Origin of the sequence: Streptococcus sp. CF8_Ac1-9, assembly GCF_024295565.1 — a bacterium.
Lineage (GTDB): Bacteria > Bacillota > Bacilli > Lactobacillales > Streptococcaceae > Streptococcus > Streptococcus parasanguinis_X.
Window position 1 is genome coordinate 658,627 of sequence record NZ_JANCOY010000001.1, and the last position, 15,395, is coordinate 674,021.

Annotated in this window: 17 protein-coding genes and 1 pseudogene; 1 reads left to right on the top strand and 17 read right to left on the bottom strand. The window is 42.5% G+C overall.

Annotation, left to right across the window (positions count from 1 at the left end; genetic code table 11):
- Positions 1 to 12: 12 nt before the first annotated feature.
- The 15 genes and pseudogenes from NML76_RS03275 to NML76_RS03345 form a co-directional block, all read right to left on the bottom strand.
- Positions 13 to 573: an immunity protein gene (locus NML76_RS03275; RefSeq protein ID WP_254732646.1), complete on the bottom strand. Its 561-nt coding sequence runs from the start codon at positions 571 to 573 to the stop codon at positions 13 to 15.
- Positions 570 to 977, bottom strand: coding sequence for a hypothetical protein (locus NML76_RS03280; protein WP_254732648.1), 408 nt, complete (start codon positions 975 to 977; stop codon positions 570 to 572). The genes NML76_RS03275 and NML76_RS03280 overlap by 4 nt, the downstream gene beginning before the upstream one ends.
- Before the next feature lie 43 nt (positions 978 to 1,020).
- Positions 1,021 to 1,407 (bottom strand): hypothetical protein, encoded by a 387-nt coding sequence (locus NML76_RS03285; protein ID WP_049514864.1) that lies wholly within the window; start codon positions 1,405 to 1,407, stop codon positions 1,021 to 1,023.
- A gap of 45 nt (positions 1,408 to 1,452) precedes the next feature.
- Positions 1,453 to 1,791: a hypothetical protein gene (locus tag NML76_RS03290; RefSeq protein ID WP_049514863.1), complete on the bottom strand. Its 339-nt coding sequence runs from the start codon at positions 1,789 to 1,791 to the stop codon at positions 1,453 to 1,455.
- An 18-nt stretch (positions 1,792 to 1,809) separates the two neighbouring features.
- Positions 1,810 to 2,259: an SMI1/KNR4 family protein gene (locus tag NML76_RS03295; RefSeq protein ID WP_254732650.1), complete on the bottom strand. Its 450-nt coding sequence runs from the start codon at positions 2,257 to 2,259 to the stop codon at positions 1,810 to 1,812.
- A 172-nt stretch (positions 2,260 to 2,431) separates the two neighbouring features.
- The gene (locus NML76_RS03300) at positions 2,432 to 3,790 is read right to left on the bottom strand and encodes a cell wall metabolism sensor histidine kinase WalK (protein WP_254732652.1); all 1,359 of its coding nucleotides are present in this window, start codon (positions 3,788 to 3,790) and stop codon (positions 2,432 to 2,434) included.
- Positions 3,762 to 4,436 carry a response regulator transcription factor gene (locus tag NML76_RS03305; protein ID WP_003006182.1) on the bottom strand — a complete coding sequence of 225 codons (675 nt, stop codon included), beginning with the start codon at positions 4,434 to 4,436 and terminating at the stop codon, positions 3,762 to 3,764. Before NML76_RS03305 ends, NML76_RS03300 begins: the two co-directional genes overlap by 29 nt.
- A gap of 89 nt (positions 4,437 to 4,525) precedes the next feature.
- Positions 4,526 to 5,095: a PepSY domain-containing protein gene (locus tag NML76_RS03310; protein ID WP_006596735.1), complete on the bottom strand. Its 570-nt coding sequence runs from the start codon at positions 5,093 to 5,095 to the stop codon at positions 4,526 to 4,528.
- Between the two features lie 177 nt (positions 5,096 to 5,272).
- A pseudogene (locus NML76_RS03315) lies at positions 5,273 to 5,548 on the bottom strand (hypothetical protein); the annotation flags it as partial.
- A gap of 71 nt (positions 5,549 to 5,619) precedes the next feature.
- The gene (locus NML76_RS03320) at positions 5,620 to 6,318 is read right to left on the bottom strand and encodes a 3-oxoacyl-ACP reductase (protein ID WP_254732654.1); all 699 of its coding nucleotides are present in this window, start codon (positions 6,316 to 6,318) and stop codon (positions 5,620 to 5,622) included.
- Complete coding sequence (locus NML76_RS03325; protein ID WP_049497199.1) at positions 6,311 to 6,547, bottom strand: DUF2829 domain-containing protein; 237 nt, start codon at positions 6,545 to 6,547, stop codon at positions 6,311 to 6,313. The genes NML76_RS03320 and NML76_RS03325 overlap by 8 nt, the downstream gene beginning before the upstream one ends.
- A 104-nt stretch (positions 6,548 to 6,651) precedes the next feature.
- The gene (locus tag NML76_RS03330) at positions 6,652 to 8,043 is read right to left on the bottom strand and encodes an APC family permease (RefSeq protein ID WP_118228395.1); all 1,392 of its coding nucleotides are present in this window, start codon (positions 8,041 to 8,043) and stop codon (positions 6,652 to 6,654) included.
- Between the two features lie 284 nt (positions 8,044 to 8,327).
- Positions 8,328 to 9,158 carry a hypothetical protein gene (locus tag NML76_RS03335; RefSeq protein ID WP_118228396.1) on the bottom strand — a complete coding sequence of 277 codons (831 nt, stop codon included), beginning with the start codon at positions 9,156 to 9,158 and terminating at the stop codon, positions 8,328 to 8,330.
- Positions 9,155 to 9,955, bottom strand: a complete 801-nt coding sequence (locus NML76_RS03340; protein ID WP_049514857.1) for a hypothetical protein — start codon at positions 9,953 to 9,955, stop codon at positions 9,155 to 9,157. Before NML76_RS03340 ends, NML76_RS03335 begins: the two co-directional genes overlap by 4 nt.
- Positions 9,949 to 10,278, bottom strand: a complete 330-nt coding sequence (locus tag NML76_RS03345; protein WP_049514856.1) for a PadR family transcriptional regulator — start codon at positions 10,276 to 10,278, stop codon at positions 9,949 to 9,951. Before NML76_RS03345 ends, NML76_RS03340 begins: the two co-directional genes overlap by 7 nt.
- A gap of 262 nt (positions 10,279 to 10,540) precedes the next feature.
- On the opposite strand from NML76_RS03345, the gene NML76_RS03350 reads away from it, so the two are divergent.
- Positions 10,541 to 12,505, top strand: coding sequence for a peptide ABC transporter substrate-binding protein (locus NML76_RS03350; RefSeq protein WP_254732656.1), 1,965 nt, complete (start codon positions 10,541 to 10,543; stop codon positions 12,503 to 12,505).
- Positions 12,506 to 12,604: 99 nt separating this feature from the next.
- Here NML76_RS03350 and NML76_RS03355 read toward each other — a convergent pair whose 3' ends face one another.
- The gene (locus tag NML76_RS03355) at positions 12,605 to 14,608 is read right to left on the bottom strand and encodes an FtsX-like permease family protein (RefSeq protein ID WP_254732716.1); all 2,004 of its coding nucleotides are present in this window, start codon (positions 14,606 to 14,608) and stop codon (positions 12,605 to 12,607) included.
- Complete coding sequence (locus tag NML76_RS03360) at positions 14,601 to 15,368, bottom strand: ABC transporter ATP-binding protein (RefSeq protein ID WP_254732658.1); 768 nt, start codon at positions 15,366 to 15,368, stop codon at positions 14,601 to 14,603. Before NML76_RS03360 ends, NML76_RS03355 begins: the two co-directional genes overlap by 8 nt.
- Between the last annotated feature and the right edge of the window lie 27 nt (positions 15,369 to 15,395).

A 15,395-nucleotide genomic window follows, 5' to 3' on the forward strand; every position in this document is an offset into this window, starting at 1 on the left:
TTAAATCCATTCCTACTGCTCTTTATTTAAGATATGAAAGAGATCATCTCTTAGAACAATGCCATCGTCTTCTATCAAATAGGCCATGTGCTCCCAGAAGAGCAATTCTTGTTCAAGGGACTTTTCTAAGGCAAGTACTTGATCCTTCAAATTTGCTGCAATCTCTTCGACTTCATCTTGCTCAATCTCATAAAACTTTGCTTTCAAAAGAAAGATGCTTGATAGAAAGAGCGAATAAGAGGAAATAAAAGCTTGCAAGGAAGAATTGACAAAAACTCTATCTTCTTGAAAAACTTCTCTTCCTTCAGAATTGCAAAGTAAAAAGATTTGCTCCTCTTCTACTATCACAAAAAATCCTAAAAAACACTGGCCAAAAAGCCTATAGCTCTCCTGATTTTTCCTTAGTTCGACTAGTTCGTCACCTGCTTTAACAAAAGAGAATCCCATTTTCGGATAATCCTCTAAATAAGCCAAAAGGTTAAAACGGGCCTCATCCAGACGAAATGGTTTCTCCTCTGTAGGCACCGCACAAAAGCCAAGCTCCTTCACTAATTCATCGATATTGACTGTCATTTCTCTATCCGATCTCCTAGGTTCTTTTCACCCAATTTTTTTAACTTCCAAAGCTTGATAGCCACATCTTTTCTGAGTCCCATAAAGAGGCTTGCTAAGGTTACTGCTTCCTCTTTTTTATAGACTTGAGAGCTGATACTGGACCATCCGTCTTGTAGGCATTCAATTTTTAAATAGAAATCTCGCTCTTGACCAAGTTTTCCTGTTACATCGTCTATTTCATAAGAAGCAGACAGCAAAGACACTGAGATAAAGTCTCCCGGTCTTCGATACATCCGCATAACGGCTTCTTTCTGATTGACAGAGTGGATATCCTCTTTTGTTTCAGCCCTATCACGATCTGATAAAATCACCCAATCCCTATCATCCTCTGATGAATAAAAACGCCATTCTTTCTCAACCATATCCTGCTCCATCTTCTAGTACTTCTCTTATCATCGACTACACCTAGTAGTAAGCGACTTCCCCTAAACCATATTCTAAAATTTCAAGACTATTGAGGGAGAATTTAAGTCCTCTACCATGCTCCGAGTCCTCTCTTAGTCCAAATTCCAAACCAAAAATCAGGTCTATGTCCGTCTGTTCAGACAAGATAAAAATGGATAGGAGTCTGGCGTGCGCTAGTTCTGGAAATTCCTCCTGAATTTTTTCCAAAGCTTTTGGATACCATACTGATGATTGATCCAGTAGATTATCGAATTTTGCTTTATAAGACGGAGTCAACTCCTCATTGATAACCTCTAAAGAATCACTTAAAGCAAGGCAGACCTTTTCTCTTTCCTCTGGAATTGCTACATACATCTCGTTATGGATATTAAATTTATATTCTCTCATCACTATCTTTCCTCCTTTCGGATGCTATTTCTCTAATCGGCCTAGCTAATCATTAAAGGACATAAAGTTATCGTGCTGATTATAATAATTCAAAGCGTCGACCAAGTCTTGGTGACTAGCCTCTGGTTTTTCTTCAAGTGCAACCGAAAGAACATCAATCAACTGCTCTCCATAGTAGACTAGCTGGAGATCTTGCTCCACTGCATCAGCAGGGTAAATATCACGGTCTTCCACGACATCCGGATAATTTGATACCCAATAGGACCTAGCTAGTGCTAGTTCTCCATCCTCCTTGCCATAGAGGCAAAAATCATCTGATACCAACTTGTCCACGCGCACCTGCTCGATGATCTGCTCTAGTGAAAGTTCTTGGTGTTTCCGCATCTCTTCTCCTTTTTAGTCTCACTCTTCAACAAAGGAATTCAAAAAAACCTCAAAAGATGGCCATTGACCATACAACTCAGCTTTTTCTTCTAAAACATAGAAGTAAACCTTGCCATAATCTTCTGCCCTTAAAGAAAGAGCATAGTTGCCTGATCCAGGATCATAGGCAAAATGGAGAAGGTCTGTAGCCTTAAATCCCGTAGGCACAGCCTCATCGTCAAACCATTTCATAGACTTCCTCATCTCTTCAAGTGAATCAAAGGAATTGAAAGGAAAGAGATGATAATCATCGTGAACACCCCTTACTTGGGGCTGGCCACCGTTGTACTTGAGATAAAAATCCTTCATGGCTTCCGGCAATTTCTTTCCAAGAAACTCCTCAAATTGTAACAGGTCTTCTCTTGAAACAGCTGGATCTGTGTCTGTCAATACGAGCATCCCTTCTCCTTTTTGAGTCTCTCTTTCCATAGTTTGACCTCCATATTACAGGTCCCTTTTAGGCTATCATACCATAAGATTCCCTTTCCATAAAGCTAAAACAGAAAATGAGCCTAGCGGTTTTACTAGACTCATTTTATCCTTATTATTTCACTTTATTATTTTCCCTTTTCAACCCATACTGATCGCTCAATCAACCGTCTTAGACAGAAGTCTTGTCCTGGATCTGTGGGAAAGTCACACGAAAGAGACTTCCTTTTCCTTCTTCAGAGATGATTTTCACCTCTGCTCGATGGAGGTCTGCAATGTCCTTAATAAAGGACAACCCAAGTCCGATACCACTATTGAGGCCCTTGTTCCGAGAATCCTCCACCTGATAGAAGCGATCCCAAATCTTGCTCAAATGGTCTGGCGCTATCCCAATCCCATCATCCGCTACCTTGAGAACAGCACCAGCTGGACTAGCCACCAAGTGGATGGCAACCTTGGTCTTGGTAAATTTCACTGCATTGCTCAATAGATTATCCAGCATCCGAGTGACCAAAACAGCATCCCCCTGAATCCAGAGGTCCGGCTGAATGCTCACTTCAAAGGCTATGGGGCTTTCCCCCCACTTTCTTTCCTGTCCCTGACAATAATCTGACACCAGGGTTGATAGACAAACGGGTTTTAAATCCGACCACTGCAGGTGTTGGGTCTTGGATATTTCCAAGATCTGCTCGGTCATCGATTTCATTAATTTAGCCTGCCGATGAATGACCGTCAAAGATTCCTTGGTCTCCTCTAGGTTATCTGCATATTTGGAGCCAAACTCACTCTCCGAAACGATGACTGACAGAGGGGTCCGCAACTCATGGGATACATTTTGGTTGAATTGCTTTTCTTTCTCAAAAGTCGACTGAACAGAAGAAATCAAATTATTAAAGACCTTGGTAAGACGAGACGTTTCTACATAATCCTTCTGATGCTCGGTCGACACGCGCTTACTGTAGTCTCCGCTCTCTGCAATTTCCTCTGCCATTTGGGTCACCTCTCTGATCGGCAGAAAGGTCTTACGAAGGATCCGACGTCCACCCCAGGCCATCCCAAGGATGGACAGAGGAGCTAGAATGGCCAAGGAAAGAAAAAAGATACTTAATTCTCTTCCTAGACCAGAAGCAAGGCGCACGCCCCGTATCCATTTGCCCTCACTTTCATTATAGACATCAAAATAATAATAGGTTGCTTGGGAAGAGGTATACGTCGACAATTTCCCAGACTCAAAGCCAGCATTGATATCAAAGCCACTTGGCAGAGCACCCTGCTCCAACTTCATGTTTTGATTGTAGAGTGCAAAATAATTGCCGTCATCAAAGGGCTCAAATTCCTCAAGGTCTGAAGCTACTTCCATGGTCTTCTGCTCCAGTTCCCCACGTGAGCTATAGCTGGACCAGGCTCCGGAAATGATAAAAGAAGCACAAAACATAAGAACAAAGAGAAAAGAAACAAAGAGGGTATACCACAATGTCACCTTAGAAACGATGGAGGGAGACTTAGAGTCCTTCTTCATTTTTGAAAACATAGCCCATCCCCCTTTTTGTCTGAATAATCGATGGATTACCTAATTTTTTGCGGATATTCTTGACTAAAACATCAATGATATTAGACTCTCCAACATAATCAAAATCCCAAATATGCTCACGAATCTGTTCCCGACTTAAAACCACATTGGGATGGCGCACCAGACACTCTAGTAACTCATACTCCTTGGAAGTCAGGTCAACCAAAACACCCTTGTGTTGGATGGTCTTTTTTGCCAGGTCTAAGGAATAGTCACCAAATTGGACCAGGTTGGTCAAGTTTTCTCGATTATTTCGTCTCAGCATGACGCGAATCCGAGCCAGTAATTCATCAAATTCAAAGGGTTTGACCAAGTAGTCGTCTGCACCAGCATCCAGTCCTGTTACCTTGTCTTCTAGGCTATCTTTAGCCGTTAGCATCAGAACTGGGGTCTTAATCTGATGATTTCTCAAGTAGCTCAATACCCCCAAACCATCTAGCTGCGGCATCATAATATCTGAAATAATCACGTCATACTGGGACACACGAATGTAGTCCAAGGCCTCCTGACCATCATAGGCCGCATCAACACTATACTGCTGGGTTTTCAGTAATTTAACGATGCTACGATTCAAATCTACTTCGTCTTCAATCACTAATACTTTCATAGCCACTTACTCCAAATTTCTTCCCTTATTATACCATGCTTCCATAAAAAATCTCGGCTAGGAAAAGCCTAGTCGAGATCTTACTCTAGTTAATCGTGATCCAGCTCCACATCTTCTTCCAATACGGTACCTGTATTGGCATCTAACTCTAACTCAATTTTTTGATTGCCTTCTCGCAAGCTAACGCTATAGACAAGTTTACCATCTTCTACATCTAACTCTACTTTTTCGATACTAGCATTCGAGTATTTTGATTTCAGCTGGCTCTCTACCTTAGCCAAGTCCAACTGAACACTTGCTCCGATTAATTGCTGATCTTCACGATCCTGACTCAGATCCTTAGTTTTTGACTTCAAGATAGCACCAGACTGGCCATCGATCTTATATTCTTTTTCATTTTTTCCATCCAAGATGGTCACTTCATACACTGCTTTTCCATGTTTTTCTTCTTGCTCGTAGCCAATCACTTTTCCACCCTTAGCTTCTTTCAGAGCTTTTTCTTGAGCTTGTGCAAGGGTGACAGATGCAGTCACTGTTGAAGAAGTAGTCTTTTTACTTGTTCCAGTATCGGCAAAGGCTACTACAGAGCCTAGAGCGGCAGTTGATAGAGAGAAGATTGCGAGACTTGCAACGGCTTTTTGTTTAATTGATTTTTTCATGTTAGTTACCAACTTTCTTTTTTTCTTATCAAGTTCTTCTTGATGATTCTATTTTATCTAAGAAAGATGAATCCAAAATGAATGAGAAAAGATTTTTTAAAAAATTTTTTAAAAAAGACTGAGTAAATCGACGAGCTTTTTGCAGCTATCTTTCTCAGTCCCCTTTCTATTTCTATCTTACTCCTCCTGCAAGATCTGATTAATAAAGTCTGTAATTGATTCAGCTACCTTTTGCATTTCGAGAGAACCTAGCGCACCTAGATCATTTTCATAAATGCTATCGTCCCCATTCTTTTTGAGGAAATAGGCTAGATCCCCATCTTGACCGATCATAAAGAAATCTGATTCATCCTGATCACTCTGGTAGGTTTAATTTCGTTCAGTAAGATCTTCTTTAGCATAGAGGTAAATACCTGTCTCACCACTGTCGTAACTCAATTGTCCACCTAGGTTTGATCCTCTTTCAGTAAGGAAAAAACAATTACATTTCTTAGCAAGATTTCAACTCTTGCTTTTTCATCCTCCTACTTCAAACTCCAACCACCATCAATCGTCAGGATTTGCCCTTGCATGGCAGATGCCTTCCCGCTTGCCAAAAAGAGGCTGACTTCTGCTACTTCCTCTGGCGCTATCCAGCGCTTGATCGGTGTTTCATTTGCTACCCAGTCTGCCAGACCACCTGGTTCAAAGTCCGCTGCGGTCATGCCTGTTTTGACAGCACCTGGCGCGATGCCAAAGACCTGAATCCCAGCTTCTGCATAATCCAGGGCCAACTGCTTGGTAAAGCCCGCTAGAGCATGCTTGGAGGAAGTATAAGCGTGGCCGCCTCCTCCTGCCAGGCTAGAAGCAATGGAGCACATATTGATGATGATACCTTGCTTCTTCTCCAACATTTGAGTCAGATAATACCGCGTCAGCTCCACCGGGGTCACATAGTTGATCTCAAAGATCTCCTGAATCTCCTGAGCACTTTGCTCCAGAAGCGGTTTGTAATCATCCAAAACTCCGGCTGTATTGCACAAGACCTCTACCTCAGGACACCAGTCAAAAATCGGCGTCAAATCAAGAGTTAAGTCCCTCTGTAAGAAGTGAAAATCACCTGCTAACTGGGGATCCGCTCCCTGGTCCACTCCATAGACCTGGTAGCCCTTTTCTAGAAAGAGTCGAGCTTGAGCCAAACCAATCCCGGAACTCACACCTGTAATCAAGACCCTTTTAGTCATGGACTTCCACCCAATCCGTTGCTAAGACATCACAAGGGGTTGGACTCCACATGGAGAAACCTTCGCCTTCACCAGACACATTGATGAGGAAATAAGGTGTCACTTCCAGAGCCACCCCATCTTGCTCAATGGTATCAAAAAGTTGGACGTAGTTTTCTGCTCCACCCCAGCCTGTACGTACATATTTTTTCTTAGCCTTTAAGCCTGGTAAAATCTCTTCAAATGTCATGTTTTTCTCCTTTGTTATCTAGTTAACTTTCTCCCTTTATTATATCAAAAAAAGAGCTTTCCCTATACAAAAAGCCAGAGTTCTTCTACTCTAGCTTTTATGTTTTATTGATTTTCTTCTGAATGGCGATACCCATAACCGAAATAAATTCCAACCCCGATCAGGAGAGCAACTCCGAAGGCCAGCCAGGTCGATAGGGAATACTGGGTCATAAAGGACAGACAGACCACAATCGATAGGATTGGCAAGACCGGAACCAAGGGCGTTTTAAATTCACCAGGTCCAGGGGCCCCGTGTTCCTTACGCAATTTCAAGAGGGCAAGGGCCAACATAACCAGGTAAGCCAAGGTACAGATATTTAAAAAGGAAGCGATACTAGCTAGCGGAAAAACTCCACCAGCAATGGCAGCCATTAATCCAGCGACCAGGGTCGCATTTTTTGGAATTCTGGTTTTTGGATCGAGCTGTTTCATAGCTTTTGGTAAGAGACCATCCCGCGCCAAACTGTAAATCATCCGTGAAAGGGCAAAGGTCATCGAAATGCAGACGGTAATCAGGGTCAAAATCGCTACCAGCGATACATAATTTCCAGCCCAGCCAGCTCCGACCTGACGGAGGGCAAAGGCAACCGCGTCTTCTACATTTAAGTTCTTAAAAGGAACCATACCAGTCAAAACCAGGGTGACCAAGATATAAAGAACCGTTGTGATCAAAAGACTAAGGACAATCCCGCGAGGGACGTTCTTTTGTGGTTCCTTGATTTCGTCGACCGCCATTGAAATGGACTCAAAACCAAGAAAGGCAAAGAACATGAGCGAAGCTCCAGCCATAATCCCTGTCTGACCACCATAGATTTCGCCAAATCCATACGGAGCAAAGTTTGCCCAGTTGCCAGGGTTTAAGTGAAAAATCCCCACAAGAATAAACAAGGCAAGAGCGGAGAACTTGAGTAAGACCAGTAAGGAATTAAAGCGTAAGACCGCCTTTGCATTCATGAGGACCAAGGCGGTGACTAGCACCATCACTAAAATTGGCAAAAGATCCACATAAGTTCCCTTAGCTGGATCAAAAGTCCCGTTTAAAGCCGTCGGCAGGCTCCAACCAAGATTGGCCAACAAGCCCTTGAAATACGCAGCCCAACCTGAAGCTACCCCTGATACAGCTGTCATAAATTCCATCACAGTCAACCAACCTGCAATCCAGGCTGGAAACTCTCCAAAGATGGCATAGAGGTAACTATAGGCTCCACCAGTTGAAGGGATGCGAGACGCAAATTCAGCAAAGAAGAGGGCAGATAAGCCAACGCAAAAAGCCGCAATCACATTTGAAATGATCAAGGCTGGCCCAGCTAAATTCGCTGCTGCAGTCCCCGTAATCGTGAAGATTCCTGTCCCCACCATGGCACCGATTCCTAAAATAATCAAATCCCATAAACGTAAATGGCGATTTAGACCCGGGTGTACTTGCCCAAGTCCCTTTTTTCGAAATAGATTCATGTATATTCTCCCATCTAATGAGTTTATTCTATCATACTTGGACAAGAAAGATAGTGGGACAGAAATCGGTAATTCGTCAGAATTCGATTTCGTCGTCCCACCTCCGCACAGTTGAGTAGGGCATCTTTGGAACTTGAAAAGCGAACAACTACTTAGGAAACTTGCTTAGCAAGTCCTATCTACCACCTCAAAGCAGTGCTTTGAGCACTCAACCACTGCGTCTTGCTCGATAATCCAAAAATAATTGAGAGGCTAGGACTTTTGTCCCAGCCCCCCATTTCTTTCTATTTATCACTTTCCGTCCTATTCTTTTTCAAAGCACGAATCGTAAACGAATAATAAATAACCAGCCCAAAGACGATGATCACTGTGGGCAGAAGAACCGTCATGCCAAGATTCTGAACTCCTTTTGCCAAGGTCCAGCGATGTAAGAATCCAACCACTAAAAAGGCGACGATAGGAAAGGCGAAAGCTCGTCCAAACTCTTCTTTCCATTGCCAAAGAATGAGAGCTCCACTAGCCCCTGTCATGAGAAGGGCATCCCAAGGACTAGGGACTACAAACCAAGCAAAAGCAGGCAAGAAGCGGACGCCTACTATTTCACCGACAAAATAGAATCCTAGAACTAGAACAAAGACTACATAAATTGCTTTTTTCGTTTTTTCCTCCGCAAAAATGAGACGACGAAGGAGATAGAAGATGATCCCAACAGCTAGGAGTCCCAAAATGATGTCTGTCAAATAGACTAGTGGCTTGATCACAAGGACCGCTTGAGAAGCAAAATCACTTAAGAGGCGATAAAATATCACAATACCTGAAAAGATAGCCCCATATTTCAAAACAGACCGCGTCGATTCTTTGGGCATATTTTCGATGATTTGGTCTGCCATTCCCTTTGGATCGAGACCAAAATAGTCCTTGGCCGTTAAGCCATCCGCTCCTGCTTGCGAAAAATCTAGCGCTAGATTATAGACCTGCTCTCTTAAGGCTTTCTCCTCATATAAGAAACCTGCAAAATTGAAATAATCCCAGAGATCTTGGAAATAGGCTTGGTCCTCCTGGCTAAAGGTTTGCATCAAGGCCTGCGTTTCTTCAAAATACATTGCTGATTTCATGCTTCTTCCTTCTTTCTTTGGAGACAAAATACAATAAGGGTCAGGACTAGTCCCATGAGAGGAAGTAACCAGCCTATTAAATGAGCAGTTTCCTGATTCACAAGACGAATCCAGCATCCCGTAACTAGGAAAGTCAGGGCCATGACTAGTAGACTCGACATCAGACGATTCCTGCTTCTAAAAGCCAAGACCGTAAACCAAAGTAAGACTAGGACAGCGAGAACAATCGCCCAACCATCTGATAAGAAGAGACTCCCAATGTGGCCAAAATAGATCGAACATAGTCGTACAATGTTCAGAAACACCATCAGGCTGATCACACTGATAAACATAGCCCAAGACCACTTCATTTCACCATAGCTCTGTTTGGACCAAAGCCACGTGATAAACTGGCTGAACACCAAGAAATTGAGGAGAATGACAACATAGGTCAAAGGTTCGATTTTCAGTGGTGTCATCCAGGTAAAATCCATTAAATAACGCATGCCAACCAAGATCACTCCAAGTAGGAAGACGAGTCCCACGTAAGATCCTAAAGAGCGTTTAGGCAAGTCTGAAAGAACTTGATCCACCATCGCCCGTGGATCCTTTCCAAAATAATCCACCGCCCGAATGCCTTCTTTTTCAGCAACTTTCAGGTCGCAAACCATATTGTAGAGTTGTTCACCGAGTGCTTCATCATCATAAAAATAGGATTTGGCCCCAATATAGGCCACCATTTTTTTCACATAGACTTGATCCTCTTTGTTTAGATGAATCAATTCATCTGACATTTTTTCGGTATAACTTTCTACCATTCTTCTCCCTCCTTCTTGATACGTTCTACTTTTGTGACTAACTCCTGCCACTGGTACCAAAATTCCTCTAAGCGCTCTCTTCCAGCATCACTGAGTGAAAAATACTTGCGATCGGGACCATCTGGAGACGGCCTCATTTCCCCATGAATAATTCCTTGTTTTTCTAACTTTTGAAGCAGGGGATAAATGGTCCCAGCGACAATCTTATCAAATCCCATCTCTTTGAGACTTTGGATCAATTCATAGCCATAGATAGCCTTTTTAGAAATAATCTCCAGCACACAGCCCTCTAAGACTCCCTTTAGTAATTGGGACTCTTTCATCCTTCTCACCTCTTTCTTCACATTTTTCACTAGTTTGTTTTACATACTAGTTTGCTCACTATCAGTATACTCTTTCTCAACTAGTATGTAAAGCATAATAGTAATTTTTTTTTAAAAAAATTTTTATTCCTTAAAAATCCCATAAAATCAAGGGTTTCACTGTATACTGGTGTGTAAATATACAAAAAAAGTTCAAAAAACACTTTATTTTGTAGATTGATTGGAGTATAATAATTAAAATTATTCAAAAGGAGACACGAATATGAAAAAATCGAAGCTTGCTCTTTTAGCAGGTGTCGCCGCAGCTTCAACGCTTTTCCTTGCTGCATGTGGCTCATCTTCTAATGCGTCAAAAGGGACTACCTACAACTACGTGTATGGTACAGACCCTGATTCCTTGAACTATTTGACTTCAAATCGTTCAACTGCAAGCGACATTACAACCAACTTGGTCGATGGTTTGTTTGAAAACGATCAATACGGTAACTTAGTGCCTGCTCTTGCTGAGGACTGGTCCGTTTCAAAAGATGGTCTGACTTATACTTACAAGCTTCGAAAAGACGCGAAGTGGTATGATTCAGAAGGAAATGAATACGCTGACGTCACTGCACAAGATTTCGTGACATCTCTAAAATACGTAGCAGATAAAAAATCGGATGCTCTTTACTTGGTTCAAAACTCAGTCAAAGGCTTGGATGACTATGTAAACGGGAAAACCAAAGACTTCTCAACCGTTGGGGTAAAAGCTGTTGATGATCACACTCTTCAATACACTTTGAACCAACCAGAATCTTTCTGGAATTCTAAATTGACGACTGCTACCATGATGCCAGTTAATAAAAAATTCTTGGAATCAGCTGGGAAAGACTTTGGTAGCGTGAAACCAAATGGTATCCTCTACAATGGTCCATACATTTTGAAATCCTTCACTTCAAAATCACAAATCGAGTTGGATAAAAACCCTGATTACTACGACAAGAAAAATGTTCACATCGATACGGTTAAATTGACTTACTTCGATGGATCTGACCAAGACTATCTTGCTCGTAACTTCTCAGATGGGAACCTATCTACTGCTCGTCTCTTCCCAACAAGCTCAACTTACAGTACGATTGAGAAGAAATTCAAGGATAACATCGTTTATTCCCCACAAGATTCTACTGTTTACTACGCTTACTTCAACGTCAACCGTCAAAATTACGGCCATACGAAGAAGACATCTGATGAGCAAAAGAACAACACGAAGACAGCCCTTCAAAACAAAAACTTCCGTCAAGCTTTGAACTTCGCTTTGGATAGAACTTCCTACAGCGCTCAAGTTAACGGGAAAGACGGAGCATCAAAAACTCTACGTACCCTTCTAGTTCCACCGACATTTGTGCAAGCAGACGGGAAAGACTTCGGTACTCTCGTTGAAGAAAAACTTGCCGCAACAGGAGATGAGTGGAAAGGTGTTAGCTTCGCAGATGCTCAAGATAGCTTGCATAATGCGGATAAAGCCAAAGCGGAACTTGAAAAAGCGAAGGCTGAATTGCAATCACAAGGTGTTCAATTCCCAATCCATATCGACTATGTCGTAGACCAATCTTCTAATGCTCTTGTCCAACAAGCAGACTCTATGAAGAGTTCTATTGAAACAGCTCTTGGTAAAGACAATGTCGTGATCGATGTACAAAAATTGTCTACAGACGATGCTGACAACGCTACTTACTTCGCCCAATCACCAGATCAAAAAGACTTTGATATGGATATCACAGGTTGGGGACCTGACTTCCAAGATCCATCTACTTACTTGGATATCTTGAACCCAACAGATGGTTCAACCTTGACTGGTATGGGACTTGATCCTAAGAAAGACCAAGCGCTCATCGAAAAAATTGGTTTGAACGAATACAAAGAATTGTTGGATGCTGCTAATGCTGAAAAATTGGATACCAATGCGCGTTATGAAAAATACGCTGCTGCCCAAGCTTGGTTGACTGAAAACGCAATGGTACTTCCAATCTACTCTAAGGGTGGAGTTCCATCTATCACGAAGGTAACGCCATTCTCAGCAGCAAATTCTGCAATTGGTATTAAAGGTGAAACAAGCTTCTTCAAATACCAAAAACTTCAAGATAAGACAGTCACAACTGCTGACTACGAAAAAGCTTATAAGAATTGGTTGAAAGAAAAAGAAGAATCAAACAAAAAAGCGCAAGAAGAACTTGCAAAACACGTGAAATAATCGCGATAGAAAACACCGGGGAAAAAATCCTCGGTGTTTTTTGTGCTAACAAAATGTTGTATGTTTCATCTTATTTCTAATCTTTTATAGACTCAAACGCTATCTCACGACAATCTTCCGATAACTTCTAGAAGTCAGAAGAAAGACGAGAATATAGGAGATGAAAAAGACAGCGCAGATAGACAGAGTCGTTTGAAGGACCAAGCCCGCATTGGTCGCTCCTAGGAGGGCAACGATTTTTGCGATCATCTTGTAGGCCACTCCTAGGTACAGGAAGGAGAAGAATAAAGGAAGGAAAAAGACAGTGAGTATCTGTTTGCGAATAGTGGTGGACGTTTGCTTATCGTCCAATCCTACTTGTTGCAAGATCACAAAATTTTCCCGATCTTCATAGCCCTCTGAAATCTGCTTGTAGTAAATCACGAGAACCGTAGCCAAAAGAAAGATCACAGATAGGAAAACTCCAATAAAGAGGATGGTCCCTGCTGATTCACGCCATTCTTTCTCGGTACTATATCGATCAAACCCACCAAAATAAGTCGCACCATATTGACTGATTTTGTCTGTCGAATACAGCTCTTTGATCAAACCAGAGATAAAATCTTGGTTATCTTTATCTTTTGCGTTAATAGAAAATTCCAAATTTTTATCAACTTTTAGTCCCAGTTGGTTCAAGTCAGGAAGAACCAGGTACAAGCCCATTTGGTGTTGAAACAGGTCGGATTGAGGGAGTTTCCCTTGGATAAAATTGGAATCTAATTTTTGTTTAATCGTGAAAGTTTTCCCATTGATTTCTAATTGTGCGTCTAATCTTCCAGGATACTGATACCCATAAGCCAAGATTTCATTTTCCCCAAGCTCAACTTTTTGCCCCGTCAGTTGCTCATAAGTCGCCTGATCAAAAAAGTAGACTGTTCCTTCTGACTTCAACTCCTGACCAGTTGATGGAGTGGACTGGTCATTCACCTCTAAGCTCCTTCCATCAATCTTTCGAATTTCAGCCGACCAATATGTTGTCTGTACCACCTGATAATCTGACAGATGTGTTGCATCGGCTGTTTTCTTAATTTGAGCTTGAACATCCTCAATAACCGATTCTGTTTCAGCATCTGAAGGCATATGCCCCACACTAATCATGTAATCCGAAGGGTAAACCGTATCTAGGTAATTCTGCCCTCCAATAAAGAGATTGAGCGACCCTGTTAAGGTGACCAAGACCATGGTGGATAGAATACTTATGGTCGCAAGGCCCGCTGCATTTTTTCGCATCCGAGCTATTAAGTTAGAGACAGATATAAAATTCTCTGGCTTGTAATAATAGGATTTCCGACCTTTGAGAAATCTTAAGAAGGTAATAGAGCCTGCGTTGAATAAGAGATAAGTCGCTAGAATGACCAAGATGACGGCAATAAAGAATCCTTGGACAGCCGCAACTGGCCGCTCAACGGTTAGCGCCATATAAAAAGCAATTCCTAAGAGCCCTAGTCCTAACAGAGTTTGAACCAGCAAGAAGCGTCCCTTCTTCTCTCCTGCTTTCTTTTGCTGCATAAGGTGGAGGGAACTGTAGCGCAAGAGGCGGAAAGAATTCAACAAGAGAATGAGTCCAAAAGCTAAGGCTAACCCAAGTAAAGTGTTAAGAACAGCATCTATCTGGAAGGTTGATTGAATGACGACTGGTAAACCCATACATTTTAAGAGGAGGGCGAAAATCAAGCGATCAAACAAGAGTCCCAAACCAAGTCCTACTCCAACTGTGAGAACATAGAAGAAGAGCAATTCCCATAAGGTCATGATGAGGAGATGCTTCTTCTCCATTCCCAGAACACTGTACAAGCCCAGTTCTTTGGAACGATTTTTCATGACGTAGCCATTGGCATAAGCCACCAAAATGATGACGACCAGCTGGACGACGAAACTGCCAAAACCAAGAACAGTTCTCGCCGATCCCCCTCCGTAAGAATCCTCTAAATGAGGGGTCAATGACAAGGCGATAAAACTATAAAGGATCATGGTCGTTAAAATGACAGCTATAGCGAAAGGATAATACAACTTGCGATTTTGTTTGAGGTTGGAAAGTGCTAATTTACTGGTTAATTTAAACATCATGATCCTCCTTACCCGCCATGACCGTCAGAGTATCTGAGATTTCTTGGAACATCTGACGCTCCGTCTTTTCCCCGCGGAAGATCTGATTGTAAAGGATCCCATCCTTGATAAAGAGCACGCGCTTGGCACGCGCTGCTGCTGCGGTTGAGTGGGTCACCATGAGAATGGTTTGGCCCATGGTATTGATGTCTTCAAAGACATCCAGCAGAGCAGCGGATGACTTGGAATCCAACGCCCCTGTTGGCTCATCCGCCAGGAGAATTTCTGGTGAGGTAATAATGGCCCGTGCTACAGCCACCCGTTGTTTTTGCCCACCAGAGATCTCGTAGGGATATTTTTCTAAGAGCTGGTGAATGCCCAACTCCCGACTGACGCTATCGACCTTGCTCATCATTTCCTGGACAGGTCTGCGAGAAAGGACTAGAGGCAAGAGGATATTGTCCTTGACAGACAAGGTATCGAGCAGGTTGAAGTCTTGAAAAACGAAGCCTAGTTTTTCGCGACGGAAGCTGGATGCGTCCTTGTTCTTGATGGTTGAGGTGTCCGTGCCATTGAGGTAGACCCGCCCTTCCGTCGGTTGGTCCAGCATGGCTAGGATGTTGAGAAGGGTGGATTTCCCGGATCCTGATTCCCCCATGATGGCCACGTATTCGCCCTTTTCAACAGTGAAGTGAATATCCTTTAAGGCTTCAACTTGCGTCCCTTGAAAGCGGGTTTTGTAGATTTTTTTGATATGTTGAACGTCTAGTAGGGTCATGGTCCGTTCCTTTCTAGCTTGATAAAA